The organism is Oceanobacillus iheyensis HTE831, from assembly GCF_000011245.1.
Taxonomy (GTDB): Bacteria; Bacillota; Bacilli; order Bacillales; family Amphibacillaceae; genus Oceanobacillus; species Oceanobacillus iheyensis.
Window position 1 is genome coordinate 2,592,921 of sequence record NC_004193.1, and the last position, 15,492, is coordinate 2,608,412.

Genomic DNA, 15,492 nt, shown 5'->3' on the forward strand with positions numbered 1-15,492 from the left:
CAGTATAGTTTAATCCCTATTCTAATTTATGTCTTCTTAACCGGATAATAAAATAGAAAAGATGGATGAATATAGAAATTAGAAGTATGTTAATCCACAAATTAGACATTTGATTATCTGGATTGTTAGCATCATAAATTATATTTAACTCCAATACAGAAAACAAAATTACGATAAGCACATTCATAGAGGCCATCATTAATCTACCATCTTTATATACCTTCACTGCATTCTTTTCTGTAACCTTAAGTGGATAATTAAACATATAAGGCACTTTACATATGAAAGAAATAGGGACAATTATAAGGACAGAAATTACTGGTAAAATCCATACTACTATTTTTGAATCCATTCTTGTAATCTCACCACTAAAATTATAATGAGCAGGTATTTCTGCAGGGAGTTTAGAATATTGTGTACCAATATAAATACACATTACAATTATTCCAAAATAAGTTAGAATGTGCATGATTACTTCTAATCTCGTGGGAGGAACTTTAATAATTGGATTAGTTTGCATTAATCTAGACATCCAATGCAAATTTCTATAGCGCGCTGAAGATCCTTTTGCGCAAAACTCGGGATATTATTTGTTAGTGCTAGCTTGTGGGATGCTGGAATGTGAATAAACCCAGAAAAAATATCTAACTTTTGTTGTTCTATTTCATGCAGTGCACGATACATCACATGATTACATAAATAAGCTCCGGCAGTATTAGATATTTTTGCAGGTATACCGTTATTTTCTAATTCTTTCACCATTTTTTTAATCGGTAACGAACTAAAATAACCATCTGGCCCATCACTTATGATTTTTTCGCCATCAGGTTTATAACCTTGATTATCTACAGGGCCGTCATTACAATTAATTGCTATTCTCTCTGGAGTTATTCGATTACGCCCAGCTGCTAAACCTAATGATATTATTGCGCTAGGTTGTACTTTATGTATCAATTCTACTAAATGATCTCCGGTTACGTGAAAATCTACAGGAAGTACTTCTCCTACAACTTCCCATCCATTCACACTTTTTTTATGTAGTCCTTGAACAATCTCTTCAGTTGGGTTAATTGGGTTATCTAAAAAAGGTACAAACCCAGTTAACAATATTTTTTTCATGACATTGCCCCTCTCTTCATTTACTTTAATTCTATCAAAATAATGAATTAATTTCGACGATTTAAATTTTAATTATGACGGTATTTTGAACGAGTCTGATATGTAAACGCAACCAAATTTTGTTGTGTGATTTTTTATATGCATGTATAATTTGAATAAGTCTGAAAAAAGGGGGAGTTTTTATGTTACATGCAACGTGGTATTGGATGTGGGAGAAACATGATCAAGTCAAGGACCTGTTTCGTTTATTTGTGAACCCAAATGAAATTATCGAAAAGAATAAAAAAGATAGTACTCCATCATCCACAACGAGTAATAGTAATAACGGGGATGATGGTGGAAATAATCGTCAATATAACAAAGCTCAACTAATCGGATTATTTCTTGGACCAATTTCATTTATATTAACGCTGTTATTCTTTTCCCCAGAAGGATTAAGCAGTGAAGGTCAAGCAGTACTCGCGAGTACCATCTGGATAGCTATTTGGTGGATGACAGAAGCCATTCCAATTCCTGCTACTGCATTATTACCAATAATCCTTTTTCCACTCACAAATGGATTAGACATTGGAGCAACAACATCTGCCTATGGCAGCGATACCATTTTCCTATTCATGGGAGGATTTGTCATAGCGCTTGCGATGGAACGATGGAATTTACATAGAAGAATTGCTATTAGCATTATATCCGTAATTGGCACCAATACCGATCGAATTATATTAGGATTTATGGTAGCTACTGGGTTTCTATCCATGTTTATTTCTAATACAGCTACTGCAATGATGATGGTACCTATTGGATTAGCAATCATTTATCAAGTTTCTGATACGCTAAAGGAACAAGGGGGATTTGATACCAGCCCAGAAAACTTTTCATTTGGGAAGTCATTAATGCTGGGGATCGCCTATTCAGCTTCAATCGGTGGAATGGCAACATTAATTGGAACTCCACCAAACGTAATTTTTGCAGGTACAATTAATACTATGTATGGTATTGAAGTTTCTTTTGCATCTTGGATGATGTTCGGTGTACCTTTTGCATGGATATTTATATTCCTGACATGGTTCTATCTATCGAAAATAGCATTCAAACTAGAAGTTAGCCATATTCCTGGTGGCGCAAAGATAATCAAAGAAGAAAAGAAAAAGCTTGGGAATGCTTCTTATGAAGAAAAAGCTGTATTTGTCGTATTTATCTTAGCTGCGATCGCTTGGATTTCTCGTGAATTTTTATTAGGCCCTTATGTAAGCGAGAATATCAATGATGCAATTATTGCCATTACAGCTGCTTTAGTACTATTCTTAATACCTGCCAAGAATAAAAAAGGTGATTTTCTTATGAATTGGGAAAGTGCTATAAAACTACCATGGGGAATCCTGTTACTATTTGGCGGAGGTTTAGCTATTGCTGCAGGTTTTACCGATTCAGGACTATCAGATTGGATTGGGGAACAACTTACTGGCTTAGAAAATGTCGCACCTATTATTATTATTCTATCTATTGCAGCACTTGTAATCTTCTTAACTGAAATCACATCTAATACAGCAACAGCTACGATGATGTTTCCGATTATGGCAGCATTAGCAGTCGCAGTGGGAGTTCATCCGTTTATTCTAATGATTGCTGCAGCATTAGCAGCCTCCTGTGCATTTATGTTACCAGTTGCAACACCCCCAAATGCTGTTGTATTTGGATCTGGGTATTTAAGAATACCAGATATGGCAAAGGCTGGTTTTTTCCTTAATATTGTTGGGATTATACTAGTAACATTAACCGTATATTTCCTTGTACCAATGGCACTAGGGATAGATATTAACGAAATCCCTGCCTATGTAGAATAATATATATAAAAGGTGATCGAGAGTTACTCCCGATCACCTTTTATATAGCAGTTTTTTTATTTTCGCGCTTTTGATCAACACGAAATTGTACATATTGTTTCACTATAATATAGATAAGAGGTAACAATAATGCTGTCGTCACAATTCCGCCCCATCCAAATATATTCCACACAGGGCCTGCAGAACTGCCCAATGTTACGCCAATATAATAAGATACTAAGTATAAACTAGACGCACTTCCTTTATGATGCGTAGCTCTTTCTGTTACAGAAGCTGCTGTCAATGAATGAGTAGTAAAGAAACCTAAACAAATCACACATAGTCCTATTACAATAATTGATACTGAACTACTAAACGTAAGGGCAATTCCAAGGCATAAAACCACAATTCCACCTACTTGAACATTCGATATTCCAAGTCTACTAGCTAACCATCCTGCAATTGGTGCTCCAATAATTCCTAATCCGTATGCGTAGAATGTGTTAGAAATTCCTTGTAATGACATAGAGAAACCATCTGATTCAAGGTGAAAGGGTAAAAATGTCCAAATAGACGTAAAAGCATATTGTAGTATTACTCCCAACCCAAAAACGACAATCATCGATGGGTCCTTTAAATGATAAGCCATTCCTTGTAAATCTTTACCTATACTAACTTTACTAGATTGAAAGAATTTTGACCTCGGTAATAATAGAGTCATAATAATAAAAATAATAACACCTAATCCTGCCAATACATAAAACCCTATTTCCCATGAAAATTCAGCAGCTAGCGATCCTGTTAATACTCTTCCAACCATTCCTCCTAATGCGTTACTAGATATATAGAGAGCAGTTGCAATACTAGCACTTCGCTGATCTATTTCTTCGCTAATATAAGCAAGTGCTGCAGCCGGCAATCCAGCAAGCAGCAATCCCTGTACAAAACGAAGCATAATAATTAATATAAAATGATCTACCATTGGTATTAATAAGAAGGGAATAGCAGCACCGATTAAGGATAACTTTATAAATATTGTTCTGCCGATTCGATCTGAAATAAAACCAAAAATAATTAAACCAATAATCAATCCAACAATATTCATAGAAATAGTTAAAGTAGATTGAGAGACTGAAACTTGAAACTCTCGTACAAACACACTTGATAAAGGTTGTACGGCATAGAGACTAGCAAAGATAAAGAACGATCCTAACGCTAAAGCAAATGATATTCTCCAAAAATAGATGTCCTTTACACCGTACTTATTGTCTTCTTTCATATGAATGACCTTCTTTGTATAGAATATTCGGTTCCTTCCAATAATTACTATAACACAAAAATATAAGTTCACTTAATGAAGATTTAAACTACTCATATTTATACTCCTCCGTTATACTTAACTGTCTTTGAAAATTAGGATTCTTACAAACAGGATTCAACTAACTTTTGGAAAGAACTACAAAAATTGTTGCTTCTACATATATGGACAATATAATCATTTAATCTACATATTTCCTGGGAAATAAAAAAGCTTCTAGCAGATTATCGAATCCTTCTAGAAGCTACTTTAAATTCAATTAAATTTCTTTTTCCAATACTTCCTTTAGTTCATTAGATTCTTCAAAGTTAATAATTTGTTCTAATTGAAGAATTAATAACAATCGTTCATCAACCTTTGCTACACCTTTTAAGAATGTATCACGAACTTTCCCAACTAACTTCGGTGGCTCTTCAATCATTTCTTGATCAATATCAATTACTTCTGTCGCAGCATCCACTACCATCCCAATTTGCATCCCATTAACATGTACAACTAGTATTCTTGTGTTATCTGTCTCTTCTAATTTAGTTAGCAGTAATCGTTCTCTTAGATCAATAACAGGAGTCGTTTCTTCACGTAGCTTAGTTACACCTTTTATAAACTCAGAAGTACGTGGTACTTCAGTGATTGTCTGCATTCTTTCAATTGATATAATTTGTTGAACATTTACTGCAAATATTTGCTCATGTAGTTTAAAAAGTATATATTTCTTAGACTCTACCATCTTGCTCCTCCTTATTTGACTAATGCATTGGAATCAATAATCAACGCTACTTCTCCATCACCTAATATAGTTGCTCCTGAGATTGCAAACACTTCTCCCAGATAGTTCCCTAATGATTTTAGAACAACTTCTTTTTGTCCAATGAACCCGTCAACGATTAGTCCTGTTAATTTTTCTCCTTTTTTCACAACAACGATGGAGTAATCTTGATGGTCTTGATTATCCATTGATGGAACTTTAAATATGGAAGCTAATGAAACAATCGGAATTACTTTCCCTCTGAAATCCATTACTTCTTTTCCATGTGCAAGCATTACCTTGTTCTTAGGTAATACAACCGTTTCTATTATTGAAGAAAGTGGTATGGCATATGTTTCCTTTTGAACAGACACAAGTAAAGTAGCAATTATTGATAACGTTAAAGGTAGCTGGATGGAAAAAATACTACCTTTTCCCGCACTTGTTTCAATAGAAACTTGACCTCCAAGTGATTCAATTTTACTTTTTACGACATCTAAGCCTACTCCGCGTCCTGAAATATCTGAGACAGCATCAGCAGTACTAAAACCAGAGGACATAATAAAGCTAGCTATTTGGTCATCTGTTAATAATTCTGCTTCTTGCTCCGTAATTAAGCCATTATCAATCGCCTTAGACTGTACTTTATCTCGATTAATACCAGCACCATCATCTTCTATTTCTATAAAAACATGATTCCCGCTATGGAAAGCACGAAGAATAAGTTTCCCCTCTTCCGGTTTACCATTTTTTCTGCGTTCTTCTGGTATCTCAATCCCGTGATCGACTGAATTTCGAATAAGATGTACTAAAGGATCACCAATTTCATCAATAACTGTACGATCCAATTCCGTATCTGCACCGATAATTTCAAGTGAAATTTGTTTATTCAAATCTTTGGACAACCCTCGAATCATACGTGGAAAACGATTAAATACTTGCTCAATCGGAACCATTCGCATTGCCAAAATAAGAGACTGCATATCTGAGGAAACTCTACTCATATGTTCTACAGTTTCCTTAAGATCTGTATCTTCGATTGTTTCAGATATTACTTCTAAACGGCTGCGATCTATTACCACTTCTTCGAATAAGTTTAATAAATCATCAATCTTTTCTAAATTGACACGAATTGTTCTTGATGAGGATGTTCTTTTTTCCGATCTGTTTTTATCTTTTGGTTCGTCTTCTTTCTTTGAAACAACTTCTTCCCTTTTTTCCAATTGATTATCTTCTATAATTTCTTTTTCACTAACAATTGGATTCAACGTTTTTGAAAACAGTTGTATATTTGCTTCTTTTACTTCAGATACCTTTTCAATAATTTCTTTAATGGTATTTGGAGTACCTCCTGTTAGTAGCGTTAATTGGAATGATTGCCCAAAGTTGCCATCTTCAATTTCCTCCACTGTTGGTGCTGTTTGAATTATTTCTCCATGACTTTCTAAAGCTTCAAACACCATATAGGCTCTTGCACCCTTAAGTATACATTCATCAGTTAATTCCACTGTTATTTGATATGGGTCAAATCCTTGTTCTTTCGCTTGTTTTAAAATTGTTAATTGAAATTCATCTAAATCTAAATTTTCTACATCTACTGTGCTTACTTGCTGCTCTTGATTAACTATTGTTTCAGTTGCAGCTGCTACCTCACCTTTTTCGATTTGTTCTAGACGTACCAGAAGAGTATAAACATCTTTCTTACCATCATTACCTTCACTAATAGACTGAACCATTTCTTCCAAATACTCTATTCCTAAAATAATGCTATCAATTATTTCAGAATTAACCGTTAACTGTTGGTTACGAATTAAATCTAATACATTCTCCATTTTATGTGTTAATGAAGCGATATCTTCAAATCCCATTGTAGCTGCCATTCCTTTTAACGTATGTGCAGATCGAAATATTTCATTGACGATATGAATATCTTCCGGTTCTTTTTCTAATCGTAAGATATTATCATTAACTATTTGAAGGTGTTCTTTACTTTCATCTAAAAACATATCTAAGTACTGCTCTGTCTCCATAGGTCATATATCCTTTCCTTGTTTCATCCTATTCTTTTTTATATGAATCAATTTCAAACTTGGTAATTATGAAATTGACTTTGTTATGTATTGAATTTATTAGAACTATTTCCCTAGTATTTATATCGGCACTTCTTTGTATATATAAAGTGTTATTGGTAGATAAAGAAATAGTTTTACTATAAAAAAAGAGGTCGCACAAACGTTTTATTAAAGAAGGAATGAAGCCAACAGTACTAGTCGATAAGTTACTTAGTATATTGTTCATCCCCTTTAATTTAACTTTGTCCAAACCTCAACAACCACAAATATTATTCTGGCACTTGAATATCATAGTTAGGTAAAATTAATACCTCTACACGTCTGTTTTTTGCTCTGTTTTCTGCACTCGTATTCGGTACAATTGGTTGAAATTCTCCGTATCCTTTTGCACTAAACAAAGTAGGATCTAACTCTTCGTTCTCTAAGATTAATGTCATAAAGTTAATTGCTCGTGAGACACTTAATTCCCAGTTTGAATTATATTCTTCTGTTTCAATTGGTACATCATCTGCATGTCCACTAATCACTACTTGATGTGGTGGCTCTGTGTATAATAAATTGGATACGTCATTTGCTATTTCTTTGCTAGTTTCTTTTACTTCTGCACTTCCCGAATCAAAAAATACTTCATTAACCAACGTTATCATTAATCCTTCATCCGTTAATTCCGTACCTAGTTGTTCTGTCAGCTCATGCTCTTGTATAAAATGATTAATTTGTGTCTGTAATGCTTGTAAGTCTCTTAATTCACTCTCACTTTTACTTAACTGTTCATCCTGTTCTTCACTATCCTCGTTTTCATCTACTTCTTCTTGTTCTGGAGGGGGTACAGGAATTTCTTGATGATCAAGGACTCCAGAACCTGCATTAGAAAATTCACTTCTAAATACACTAGCTAATTGTTCGTATTTTTGTATATTAATATCACTCATTGCAAACAAAACGATAAACAAAGCAACTAGTAGCGTAAGTAAATCTGCATAAGGAAGTAACCAGGATTCATCCATATGTGACTGGCTTTTCTTCTTCCCTCTTCTACTCATTCGTATATCCCTCTTTTATTGAAGCAATATCTTTTGAAGGAAGTAAAGAACCAAGTTTCTCTTGCACGATCAATCGAGAATCTCCAGTAGTAATGGATAATATTCCTTCAACTATTATTTCCTTTTGAAGAACTTCTCTTTTAGATTTTTCACGTAATTTATTCGCAAATGGATGCCATAGAACATATCCAGTAAATATACCTAATAATGTCGCAATAAATGCAGCTGAGATTGCAGCACCCAGTGCATCAATGTCTGACATGTCTCCCAATGCAGCTATCAATCCAATAACTGCTCCAAGAACCCCTAATGTAGGAGCATATGTACCAGCTTGGGTAAAGATAGCTGCACCTTCCTCATGACGCTGTTCCATAGCCTCTATCTTTTCCAGCATAATATCTTTAATAAAATCTGGAGACTGTCCATCTATAGCAAGTTGTAAACCTGATGATAGAAATGAATCATCCACTTCGCTAATTTGTTGCTCTAATGACAATATCCCTTCTTTTCTTGTTTGATCCGCCCAATCGCTAAACATTTCAATTATTTCTTTCGTGTTTGCTTGCTTCGATTCAGTAAATATAATCTTAAAAAGTGCAGGTATCTTCTTTAAGGCACTTCCAGGAAATGCTATGGTAACTGCAGCTGCAGTCCCTAATAAAATAATTAAAATCGCTGCTGGGTTAATAAGAGCTTCCAGTCCAACCCCTTTTAATACCATTCCGATTCCAACGGCAATGAGGCCTAATATTAATCCAATAATTGATGTCTTATCCATTGATATCCTCCTATTAACAAAAGTTGCTAATCTTTTTATCGGTAATTTTTATAACTTTTGTAGAAATAGAGATATACTTTTTTCATTTATAAGAAGGAAATCTAAATTTTCGTAATGAGTATAATTTAATTGTTGTTTTTTTGTAAACCTGTATTATTTCTGAAATTTTTTGTTATAAAAAAACAGTCCTAAGTTACCGCAACTTATGTCTCATCTCAAGAAAATCACCTGTTTTATCCGTGATTAATCCTATATTATGTTATCAATTTTCTCTACACGGAGTATAACTATTAGTTAATATAGCCTAATTTATTTCTGATGTTTATTTCACCAGTAAAATAATCATACTAAATACCTATTAATAGACTAGGTAAAATGCAATTAGTAAAAATTGTAAATTTTCAATATAATATACAAAATTAACCATATATTGGTTGTGAACAGGTCCTTTATTTTGCCTTTATCACAATATAGAAGGGAGGAGAGAATTAGGATGAGTAATCAAGGAGTATCACCTGAAGAAATTCGCCACTTTCATTGTGCACAGAAATTTGTCAAAGATAATGAGCTAATTTTTCGTAATGCTTTACTTCAGTCATTTATGCAGTCTCCGGAACATTGGGCGTTATTAGAAGAATCTCTAAATTGTCCGAGCTCTGATGCCACAAGATTGTTAGATAAAAAGTTTAAAGAACACTTCTCAGAAATATCACTAATTAGTCTTTTATCGAATGAAATTCGCAGGTTTGCTATCCGCTATGATCAACGCTATCGTCGTAATACAAAAAGACAGATGCTCATTCTCGACCGGCCACGATATCACGACTCCCAAGTAACCACTTGGATGGAATTAATTCCATCTAAACAAACATTAGAACAAGAAGCTTTTCAAACGGAAGGACGTTTAGAAAATAGAGTGGAAAACCCGATTATTCATAAAGCAATAAACCAATTAACAGCCAGACAGAAATTCATTCTAGAAGCAGCATATATTCATGAGTGTACCGATACAGAAATTGCCCAAATAGATGGTGTCTCACAACAAACAATTAGCAAAACAAGGAAAAAAGCGTTGCAAAACATTTACTCGTTTTTGCAAAGGGAGGGAGAATGATGAGCGATATTTCAATCATGACCTATCTTACATCCTTGTTAGAAAATGTTGGATTCCCTGTTATGGTCACCTTATTCTTATTAATTCGATATGAAATCCGAATTAAACAACTTGAAGAACATTCAAAGGATCTATCCGATCTTATTAGAGATTTAAGGAGGGATATGACATGACTAAACTAATTGAGTTAACCAAACGTGTTCAACTTGATAATGACCTAGATTCCTTAGAAACCATCCTTCATTTATTCGAACCAAAAATGAAACAATCGCTTCTACAAACAAATTATCAGGAACGAGAAGACTTATTACAAGAATTACAAATTAAAACGATTGATATTATAAGGAATTATGATTGGACAAAGGGATACACCTTTTGGGAATATACGGAAAAAATACAGTCTGAGTTCTATTCAACCTATCAAGAAGCAAATTAAAGTTAGATTCCCAATTCCAACACCATCTTATTCTGATGGGGTTGGCTTACATAGAATTATCCACTAACCATCTCAAAACTCCTTCACTTTAATATATCCTCTAACTAATATTATTCTTTCTCTATTTATTTGCTATTCGTATTTATTAGAATTATAGTATGGTATACGTGTGTATAAATTGTAATATGGCATTTTTAAAGGGGGAGAAATAAATTGAAAACGGTAACTTCTTTTTTTGACAGAATGGTTCAACGGTATCTGCCAGATGCTTTTTTATTCGCCATCATCTTAACCATTATCGTATTTTTTATTGGGTTGTTATTTCCTGATAACGGACCACTTGAAATGGTTCAATTTTGGGGTAATGGATTTTGGGGATTATTAGAATTTGCAATGCAGATGTCACTTGTCGTAATTACTGGATACATCCTAGCAAGCACCAATGTGGTCAAAAGATTTTTATCTAGGCTGAGTAAACTAGCAAACACACCTGCTCAAGCAATTATTTTAGTTACTTTTATTGCATTAATCGCATGTTTTATCAATTATGGTTTTGGACTCGTAGTAGGGGCTTTATTTGCCACTCATGTTGCAAAACAAGTTCCTTCCGTTGATTATCGGTTATTAATCGCCAGCGCTTATAGTGGTTTTCTAATTTGGCATGGTGGATTTTCCGGATCTGTACCATTAACTATCGCTACAGCTGGTCATTTTCTGGAAGGACAAGTAGGTATCATTCCTATTACAGAAACATTATTTAGTCCTTATAATTTGTTTATTGTTATCACTTTATTAGTGGCACTACCATTATTTAATCGCTACCTTTTAAATGGAATTGCAGATAATAATACTTACTTTGCAGAAAAAATTCAACAAACAGAGCAAAAACCAAATGTTGATGCTAATAGTATACCAACAACACCTGCTGAAAAATTAGAAAATAGCCCAATCGTCTCGATGATAATTGGAATTTTAGGCTTAAGTTTTATCGTGTATTATTTTGTAACTAACGGATTTAATTTAAATATTAATATTGTTAATTTTATATTTTTGTTTCTGGGAATAATTTTACACCGGACACCGAGACAATTTCTTGATAATGTCAGTCAAGGAGTTAAAAATGCTGGCGCGATCATTATCCAATTTCCATTTTATGCCGGAATTATGGGAATGATGGTTGATTCAGGTATTTCAGAGGCATTGTCTTTGTGGTTTGTAAATATTTCTACTGAGTATACACTCCCATTTCTATCTTTTATTAGTGCGGGTATCGTAAATTTCTTCATTCCATCTGGTGGTGGTCAGTGGGCAATACAGGGTCCAATTATGATTGAATCTGCACTTGAATTAGGGGCAGACACAGCTAAAACAGCCATGGGGATTGCATGGGGAGATGCATGGACAAATATGATTCAGCCTTTTTGGGCACTTCCAGCACTTGCTATTGCAGGCTTAAAAGTGAGAGATATTATGGGATTCTGTGTCATGATTTTAATATTTAGCTTTATCCCCATATCAATTGGACTGTTATTCTTTTAAAAATATTAAAAAAGGCTTTCTTCTATGAAGAAGGCCTATAAAAGAATTACCCAACATGTCGAGTGTTTATAGTCTCCTTCGCCTTATCTATTACTGAGAAAAATCGGTCGTTTAATTGATTCGCATTTTTTTCAAGATCATCTATATTTGTTTCCATATTTTCTATTTTTGATTCTAATTCTTTCACTAATTCATCCATTTGATAGCTATTTTCCTGAATGTTTTCGACTTCGTTTAAAAGTTCTGTAATATTCAATAGTAATCGATCTATCATTTCGGGTGTCATCGATTTCCTCCTTTTCTGTTTCATCATACTTGTGAACGTATTTACAAACAAGTGCATATCGTATGAATTTAAAATAAAAGTCAGGACTATATATGCAGGAATTCCTCATCAATGATGGATTAGTTGGATATTTTTTACAGATAAACGTAGACAAAGAGATTGTAATTTAACAGATGTATCGGTGTCAGCCCCCGAAACCTAATCATTCGGAGACTCACTAGCCGCTACTGGGTTAACAGAGTTTCTTTCTAAGACGGATTTAAAATAATTATCCGTATTTATAGGTTTTCTTTTTTATCATGAATTAACTTACCAGCTAATGCATATAAAACAGCATAAGTAACAAAATGAGATGAGTTATCGTTAGCATCTTGTTGTGGATAGACTTCTACATAATCCATTCCATTTATCCCCATCTGGGAAAATTCCAGAATAAGTTCCAACAACTCATATGAAGTTAATCCATTACCATCTACTGGTCCACCAGGGTTGAATGCGAAATCCAAGACATCACTACAAATACTTAAGTAAACAGCTTCTGTACCTTCACTTGCAATTTCATATGCTTTTTTTGCCAGATCATGCAGCTGATTGTTCGCTTGTTTAATTTCACGAACTGAAATGGTAGTTGCTCCTACTTCATTTGCATACTTTCCTGTTTCTGGTTTATTTCGTGGGCCATGTATTCCCATATGAACAATACTTTGATTACGAACGCTTTCACTCTCATAAATGCGATGAAAAGGTGTACTTCTTGCATAAAGATCACCATGATAATCCGGATGATTATCATAATGTGCATCTAGATGAATAATACCTACTTTCCCTTCTACTTCATTACTTAATGCTTGTACAATTGGATACGTAATACCATGGTCACCGCCAAATGCAATAGGGAATTTCCCTGTCTTCCAAACTTCCTTAGCAAATTGCTCAATTCTCCGCATTGTTTCAGGAGAATCTGCAGGTACCACATCTACATCACCCAAATCCCCGAATGAGTAGTGCTGTAATACATCGATATCATTTAGTTCTGGTAAATAACCGGAATATCGCTCTGAATTTAATCTAATTGCTTTGGGGCCTAATTCACACCCAGTATAATCTCCCCATGTAACTGCCCCTTCCCATGGAACACCGTAAATAAGAACATCCTTATTCTTATAGGAGTTATCTTGCAAGGATACTTTTTCTCCGTCTAAAAAACATGGAGTATTACCATAAATATAATTTTTAGCCAATTCTATTCTCCTCCAATAATAAAACATGTTCTAATACGTATTCCTTTAATGTGAGAAAAACAAACCTATTATAAAGGGAAACTTTATTTAGGAATGGATCAATACAAGTTAATCTGAACCCTTATTTATAAATAATTAATTGAGTTACCCTTTAATTGCACCTTCCGTCATTCCTTTAGCAATCCTTCTTTGAAAAATTGCATATAAAACAATTACGGGAATAATAGCAATTATAAGACTTGCAAATAAGGTTCCCCATGCATTAGTATACTGTGCTTCATTACTTATAAAATCTATCGCTAATGCAAGTGTGTAGTTTTCACTAGAATTCAAGAAAATTAACGCCATAAAATATTCATTCCAGAATTGAATAGCATTCATAATTGTTACCGTTATGATTCCGGACATACTTAGTGGTGTAATTATTTTCCATAACATACCGTAAGGAGACATTCCATCAATAGAAGCAGCTTCTTCTAATGATTTTGGAATGGTACTCATAAAGCTCGTCAATACAAATATGGTAAAAGGAAGCTGACTTACACTATAAACAATTGCTAATCCAAAAACATTGTCTAGCAGTCCTATATTTGATAATAGAAAGAACAAAGGAATCCAACCTAATACCATTGGAATCATCATCGCTGATACATAGAGTGTAAATAGGAGTTTACTTCCCTTAAAATTAATTCGTTCAATTGCATAGGCTGTAGGTATCGCCATTAATAGTGTCAATAAGGTACCGACCAGTGTAACGATAAGGCTATTCCATACACTCGTATCAATATTATAATTTGACCACGCATTCACGTAATTTTGCCAATTCAAGATTTCAGGGAATCCCCAAGGGTTTCGGTAAATTTCTGCATTAGACTTTAATGAACCAATAAACATCCAAATAATTGGATATAGAACTGCTATACTCCAAAGAATTAAAGGGATACGTATTCCTGCTCTACCCAATATTTGTCCTACACTTCGCTTCAAAATAATACCTCCTCTACTCACCCAGCTAAGCTAGTATTCTACTTTATCTCTTCGTAAGACAAACTGTAAAAGCAATACAGTAATCAACGATAATACTAAAATCATTACGCCAATTGTAGCTCCGTAACCAAAATTAAATTGTACAAATGCTTGCTGATATAAATAGGATCCCATTACATGGGTAGAGTTATTTGGTCCCCCACCTGTCATTACCTGAACAATAACAAATGAACCATTTAGCGTCGTAATCACAATATACAAAATGGATATCTTCACTTGTGGCCACACTAATGGAAGGGTTACTTTCCAAAATTTTGTCCATTCACTTGCTCCATCCATATCAGCTGCTTCATAGTAGCTTTTTGATATATTGGATATACCACCCATTAACATCAACATAAATAAGCCAATACCAGCCCAAATAGATGGTAAAACTAAGCTTGGCAATGCCCATGTTTCACTTCCTAACCATGGTTTCGCCCAATCACCTAACCCTAGCATTTCTAATCCAGAATTGACTAACCCCATGGTTGGATTATAGATAAACATCCACAGTATACCTATTACAACTACTGACATAATATTCGGAAAAAAGAACACGATACGATAAAAAGGTGCTTCTTTAATTTTTAATTGTGTAAGTGCAACTGCAAAGAACATTGCCATTATCATAATTCCAATCACTTTTGTAACAACTAAAAAATAATCATGAACGATTGTATCCGGGACAATCACATCATTAAATAATTGGATATAATTATCTAGTCCAATAAAAGTCTTGACTTGAGAAGAACCCGACCATTCAAAAAATGAATAATACAATCCACTAAACAATGGATAGAGTGTAAAAATGCAAAACATGATGAATGTTGGGAGAAGACAAACAGCTAGAAATGTATATTTTTGCTTTTTGGACTGAACCATCAAACCACTCTCTTCTTAAAAATATACTGAATGAGGCTGGACAATAATGTCCGAGCCTCATTCACACATA

16 protein-coding genes are annotated in these 15,492 nt (G+C 34.0%); 5 read left to right on the plus strand and 11 right to left on the minus strand.

Translation table 11 applies throughout. The features are described 5' to 3' along the window. Positions 1 to 16: 16 nt before the first annotated feature. Both OB_RS13020 and OB_RS13025 read right to left on the minus strand, forming a co-directional pair. Positions 17 to 520 carry a DUF1648 domain-containing protein gene (locus tag OB_RS13020; RefSeq protein ID WP_011066931.1) on the minus strand — a complete coding sequence of 168 codons (504 nt, stop codon included), beginning with the start codon at positions 518 to 520 and terminating at the stop codon, positions 17 to 19. Continuing rightward, positions 520 to 1,119, minus strand: a complete 600-nt coding sequence (locus tag OB_RS13025; RefSeq protein WP_011066932.1) for a pyroglutamyl-peptidase I — start codon at positions 1,117 to 1,119, stop codon at positions 520 to 522. Before OB_RS13025 ends, OB_RS13020 begins: the two co-directional genes overlap by 1 nt. Before the next feature lie 182 nt (positions 1,120 to 1,301). Between OB_RS13025 and OB_RS13030 the strand changes: the two genes are divergently transcribed. Further along, the gene (locus OB_RS13030) at positions 1,302 to 2,960 is read left to right on the plus strand and encodes an SLC13 family permease (RefSeq protein WP_011066933.1); all 1,659 of its coding nucleotides are present in this window, start codon (positions 1,302 to 1,304) and stop codon (positions 2,958 to 2,960) included. A gap of 40 nt (positions 2,961 to 3,000) precedes the next feature. Here the strand turns inward: OB_RS13030 and OB_RS13035 are convergent, their stop codons facing one another. The 5 genes from OB_RS13035 to motA form a co-directional block, all read right to left on the minus strand. Then, on the minus strand, positions 3,001 to 4,218 hold the full coding sequence (locus OB_RS13035; protein ID WP_011066934.1) for an MFS transporter: 1,218 nt from the start codon (positions 4,216 to 4,218) through the stop codon (positions 3,001 to 3,003). Between the two features lie 298 nt (positions 4,219 to 4,516). Beyond that, positions 4,517 to 4,984, minus strand: a complete 468-nt coding sequence (locus OB_RS13040) for a chemotaxis protein CheW (RefSeq protein WP_011066935.1) — start codon at positions 4,982 to 4,984, stop codon at positions 4,517 to 4,519. 11 nt (positions 4,985 to 4,995) lie between these two features. Next, a complete protein-coding gene (locus tag OB_RS13045; RefSeq protein WP_011066936.1) occupies positions 4,996 to 7,032 on the minus strand; it encodes a chemotaxis protein CheA in 2,037 nt (678 codons plus the stop codon). 311 nt (positions 7,033 to 7,343) lie between these two features. Then, on the minus strand, positions 7,344 to 8,117 hold the full coding sequence (gene motB, locus OB_RS13050; RefSeq protein WP_011066937.1) for a flagellar motor protein MotB: 774 nt from the start codon (positions 8,115 to 8,117) through the stop codon (positions 7,344 to 7,346). Continuing rightward, on the minus strand, positions 8,110 to 8,895 hold the full coding sequence (motA, locus tag OB_RS13055) for a flagellar motor stator protein MotA (RefSeq protein ID WP_011066938.1): 786 nt from the start codon (positions 8,893 to 8,895) through the stop codon (positions 8,110 to 8,112). Before motA ends, motB begins: the two co-directional genes overlap by 8 nt. A gap of 493 nt (positions 8,896 to 9,388) precedes the next feature. Between motA and OB_RS13060 the strand changes: the two genes are divergently transcribed. The 4 genes from OB_RS13060 (at position 9,389) to OB_RS13070 (ending at position 11,984) form a co-directional block, all read left to right on the plus strand. After that, positions 9,389 to 10,009 carry a sigma-70 family RNA polymerase sigma factor gene (locus OB_RS13060; RefSeq protein WP_011066939.1) on the plus strand — a complete coding sequence of 207 codons (621 nt, stop codon included), beginning with the start codon at positions 9,389 to 9,391 and terminating at the stop codon, positions 10,007 to 10,009. Next, positions 10,009 to 10,182 (plus strand): YvrJ family protein, encoded by a 174-nt coding sequence (locus tag OB_RS18220; protein WP_081427520.1) that lies wholly within the window; start codon positions 10,009 to 10,011, stop codon positions 10,180 to 10,182. The genes OB_RS13060 and OB_RS18220 overlap by 1 nt, the downstream gene beginning before the upstream one ends. Beyond that, a complete protein-coding gene (locus OB_RS13065; RefSeq protein ID WP_011066941.1) occupies positions 10,179 to 10,445 on the plus strand; it encodes a helix-turn-helix domain-containing protein in 267 nt (88 codons plus the stop codon). The genes OB_RS18220 and OB_RS13065 overlap by 4 nt, the downstream gene beginning before the upstream one ends. Positions 10,446 to 10,658: 213 nt before the next feature. Beyond that, positions 10,659 to 11,984, plus strand: coding sequence for a short-chain fatty acid transporter (locus OB_RS13070; RefSeq protein WP_011066942.1), 1,326 nt, complete (start codon positions 10,659 to 10,661; stop codon positions 11,982 to 11,984). A gap of 46 nt (positions 11,985 to 12,030) precedes the next feature. On the opposite strand, the gene OB_RS13075 is transcribed toward OB_RS13070, so the two are convergent. The 4 genes from OB_RS13075 to OB_RS13090 form a co-directional block, all read right to left on the minus strand. Then, entirely contained in the window at positions 12,031 to 12,270 is a 240-nt protein-coding gene (locus tag OB_RS13075) for a hypothetical protein (protein WP_011066943.1), read from the minus strand. A gap of 278 nt (positions 12,271 to 12,548) precedes the next feature. Next, complete coding sequence (locus tag OB_RS13080; protein WP_011066944.1) at positions 12,549 to 13,511, minus strand: agmatinase family protein; 963 nt, start codon at positions 13,509 to 13,511, stop codon at positions 12,549 to 12,551. 144 nt (positions 13,512 to 13,655) lie between these two features. Then, the gene (locus OB_RS13085; protein WP_011066945.1) at positions 13,656 to 14,498 is read right to left on the minus strand and encodes a carbohydrate ABC transporter permease; all 843 of its coding nucleotides are present in this window, start codon (positions 14,496 to 14,498) and stop codon (positions 13,656 to 13,658) included. A gap of 30 nt (positions 14,499 to 14,528) precedes the next feature. Continuing rightward, positions 14,529 to 15,422, minus strand: a complete 894-nt coding sequence (locus tag OB_RS13090) for a carbohydrate ABC transporter permease (protein ID WP_011066946.1) — start codon at positions 15,420 to 15,422, stop codon at positions 14,529 to 14,531. Positions 15,423 to 15,492 lie beyond the last annotated feature (70 nt).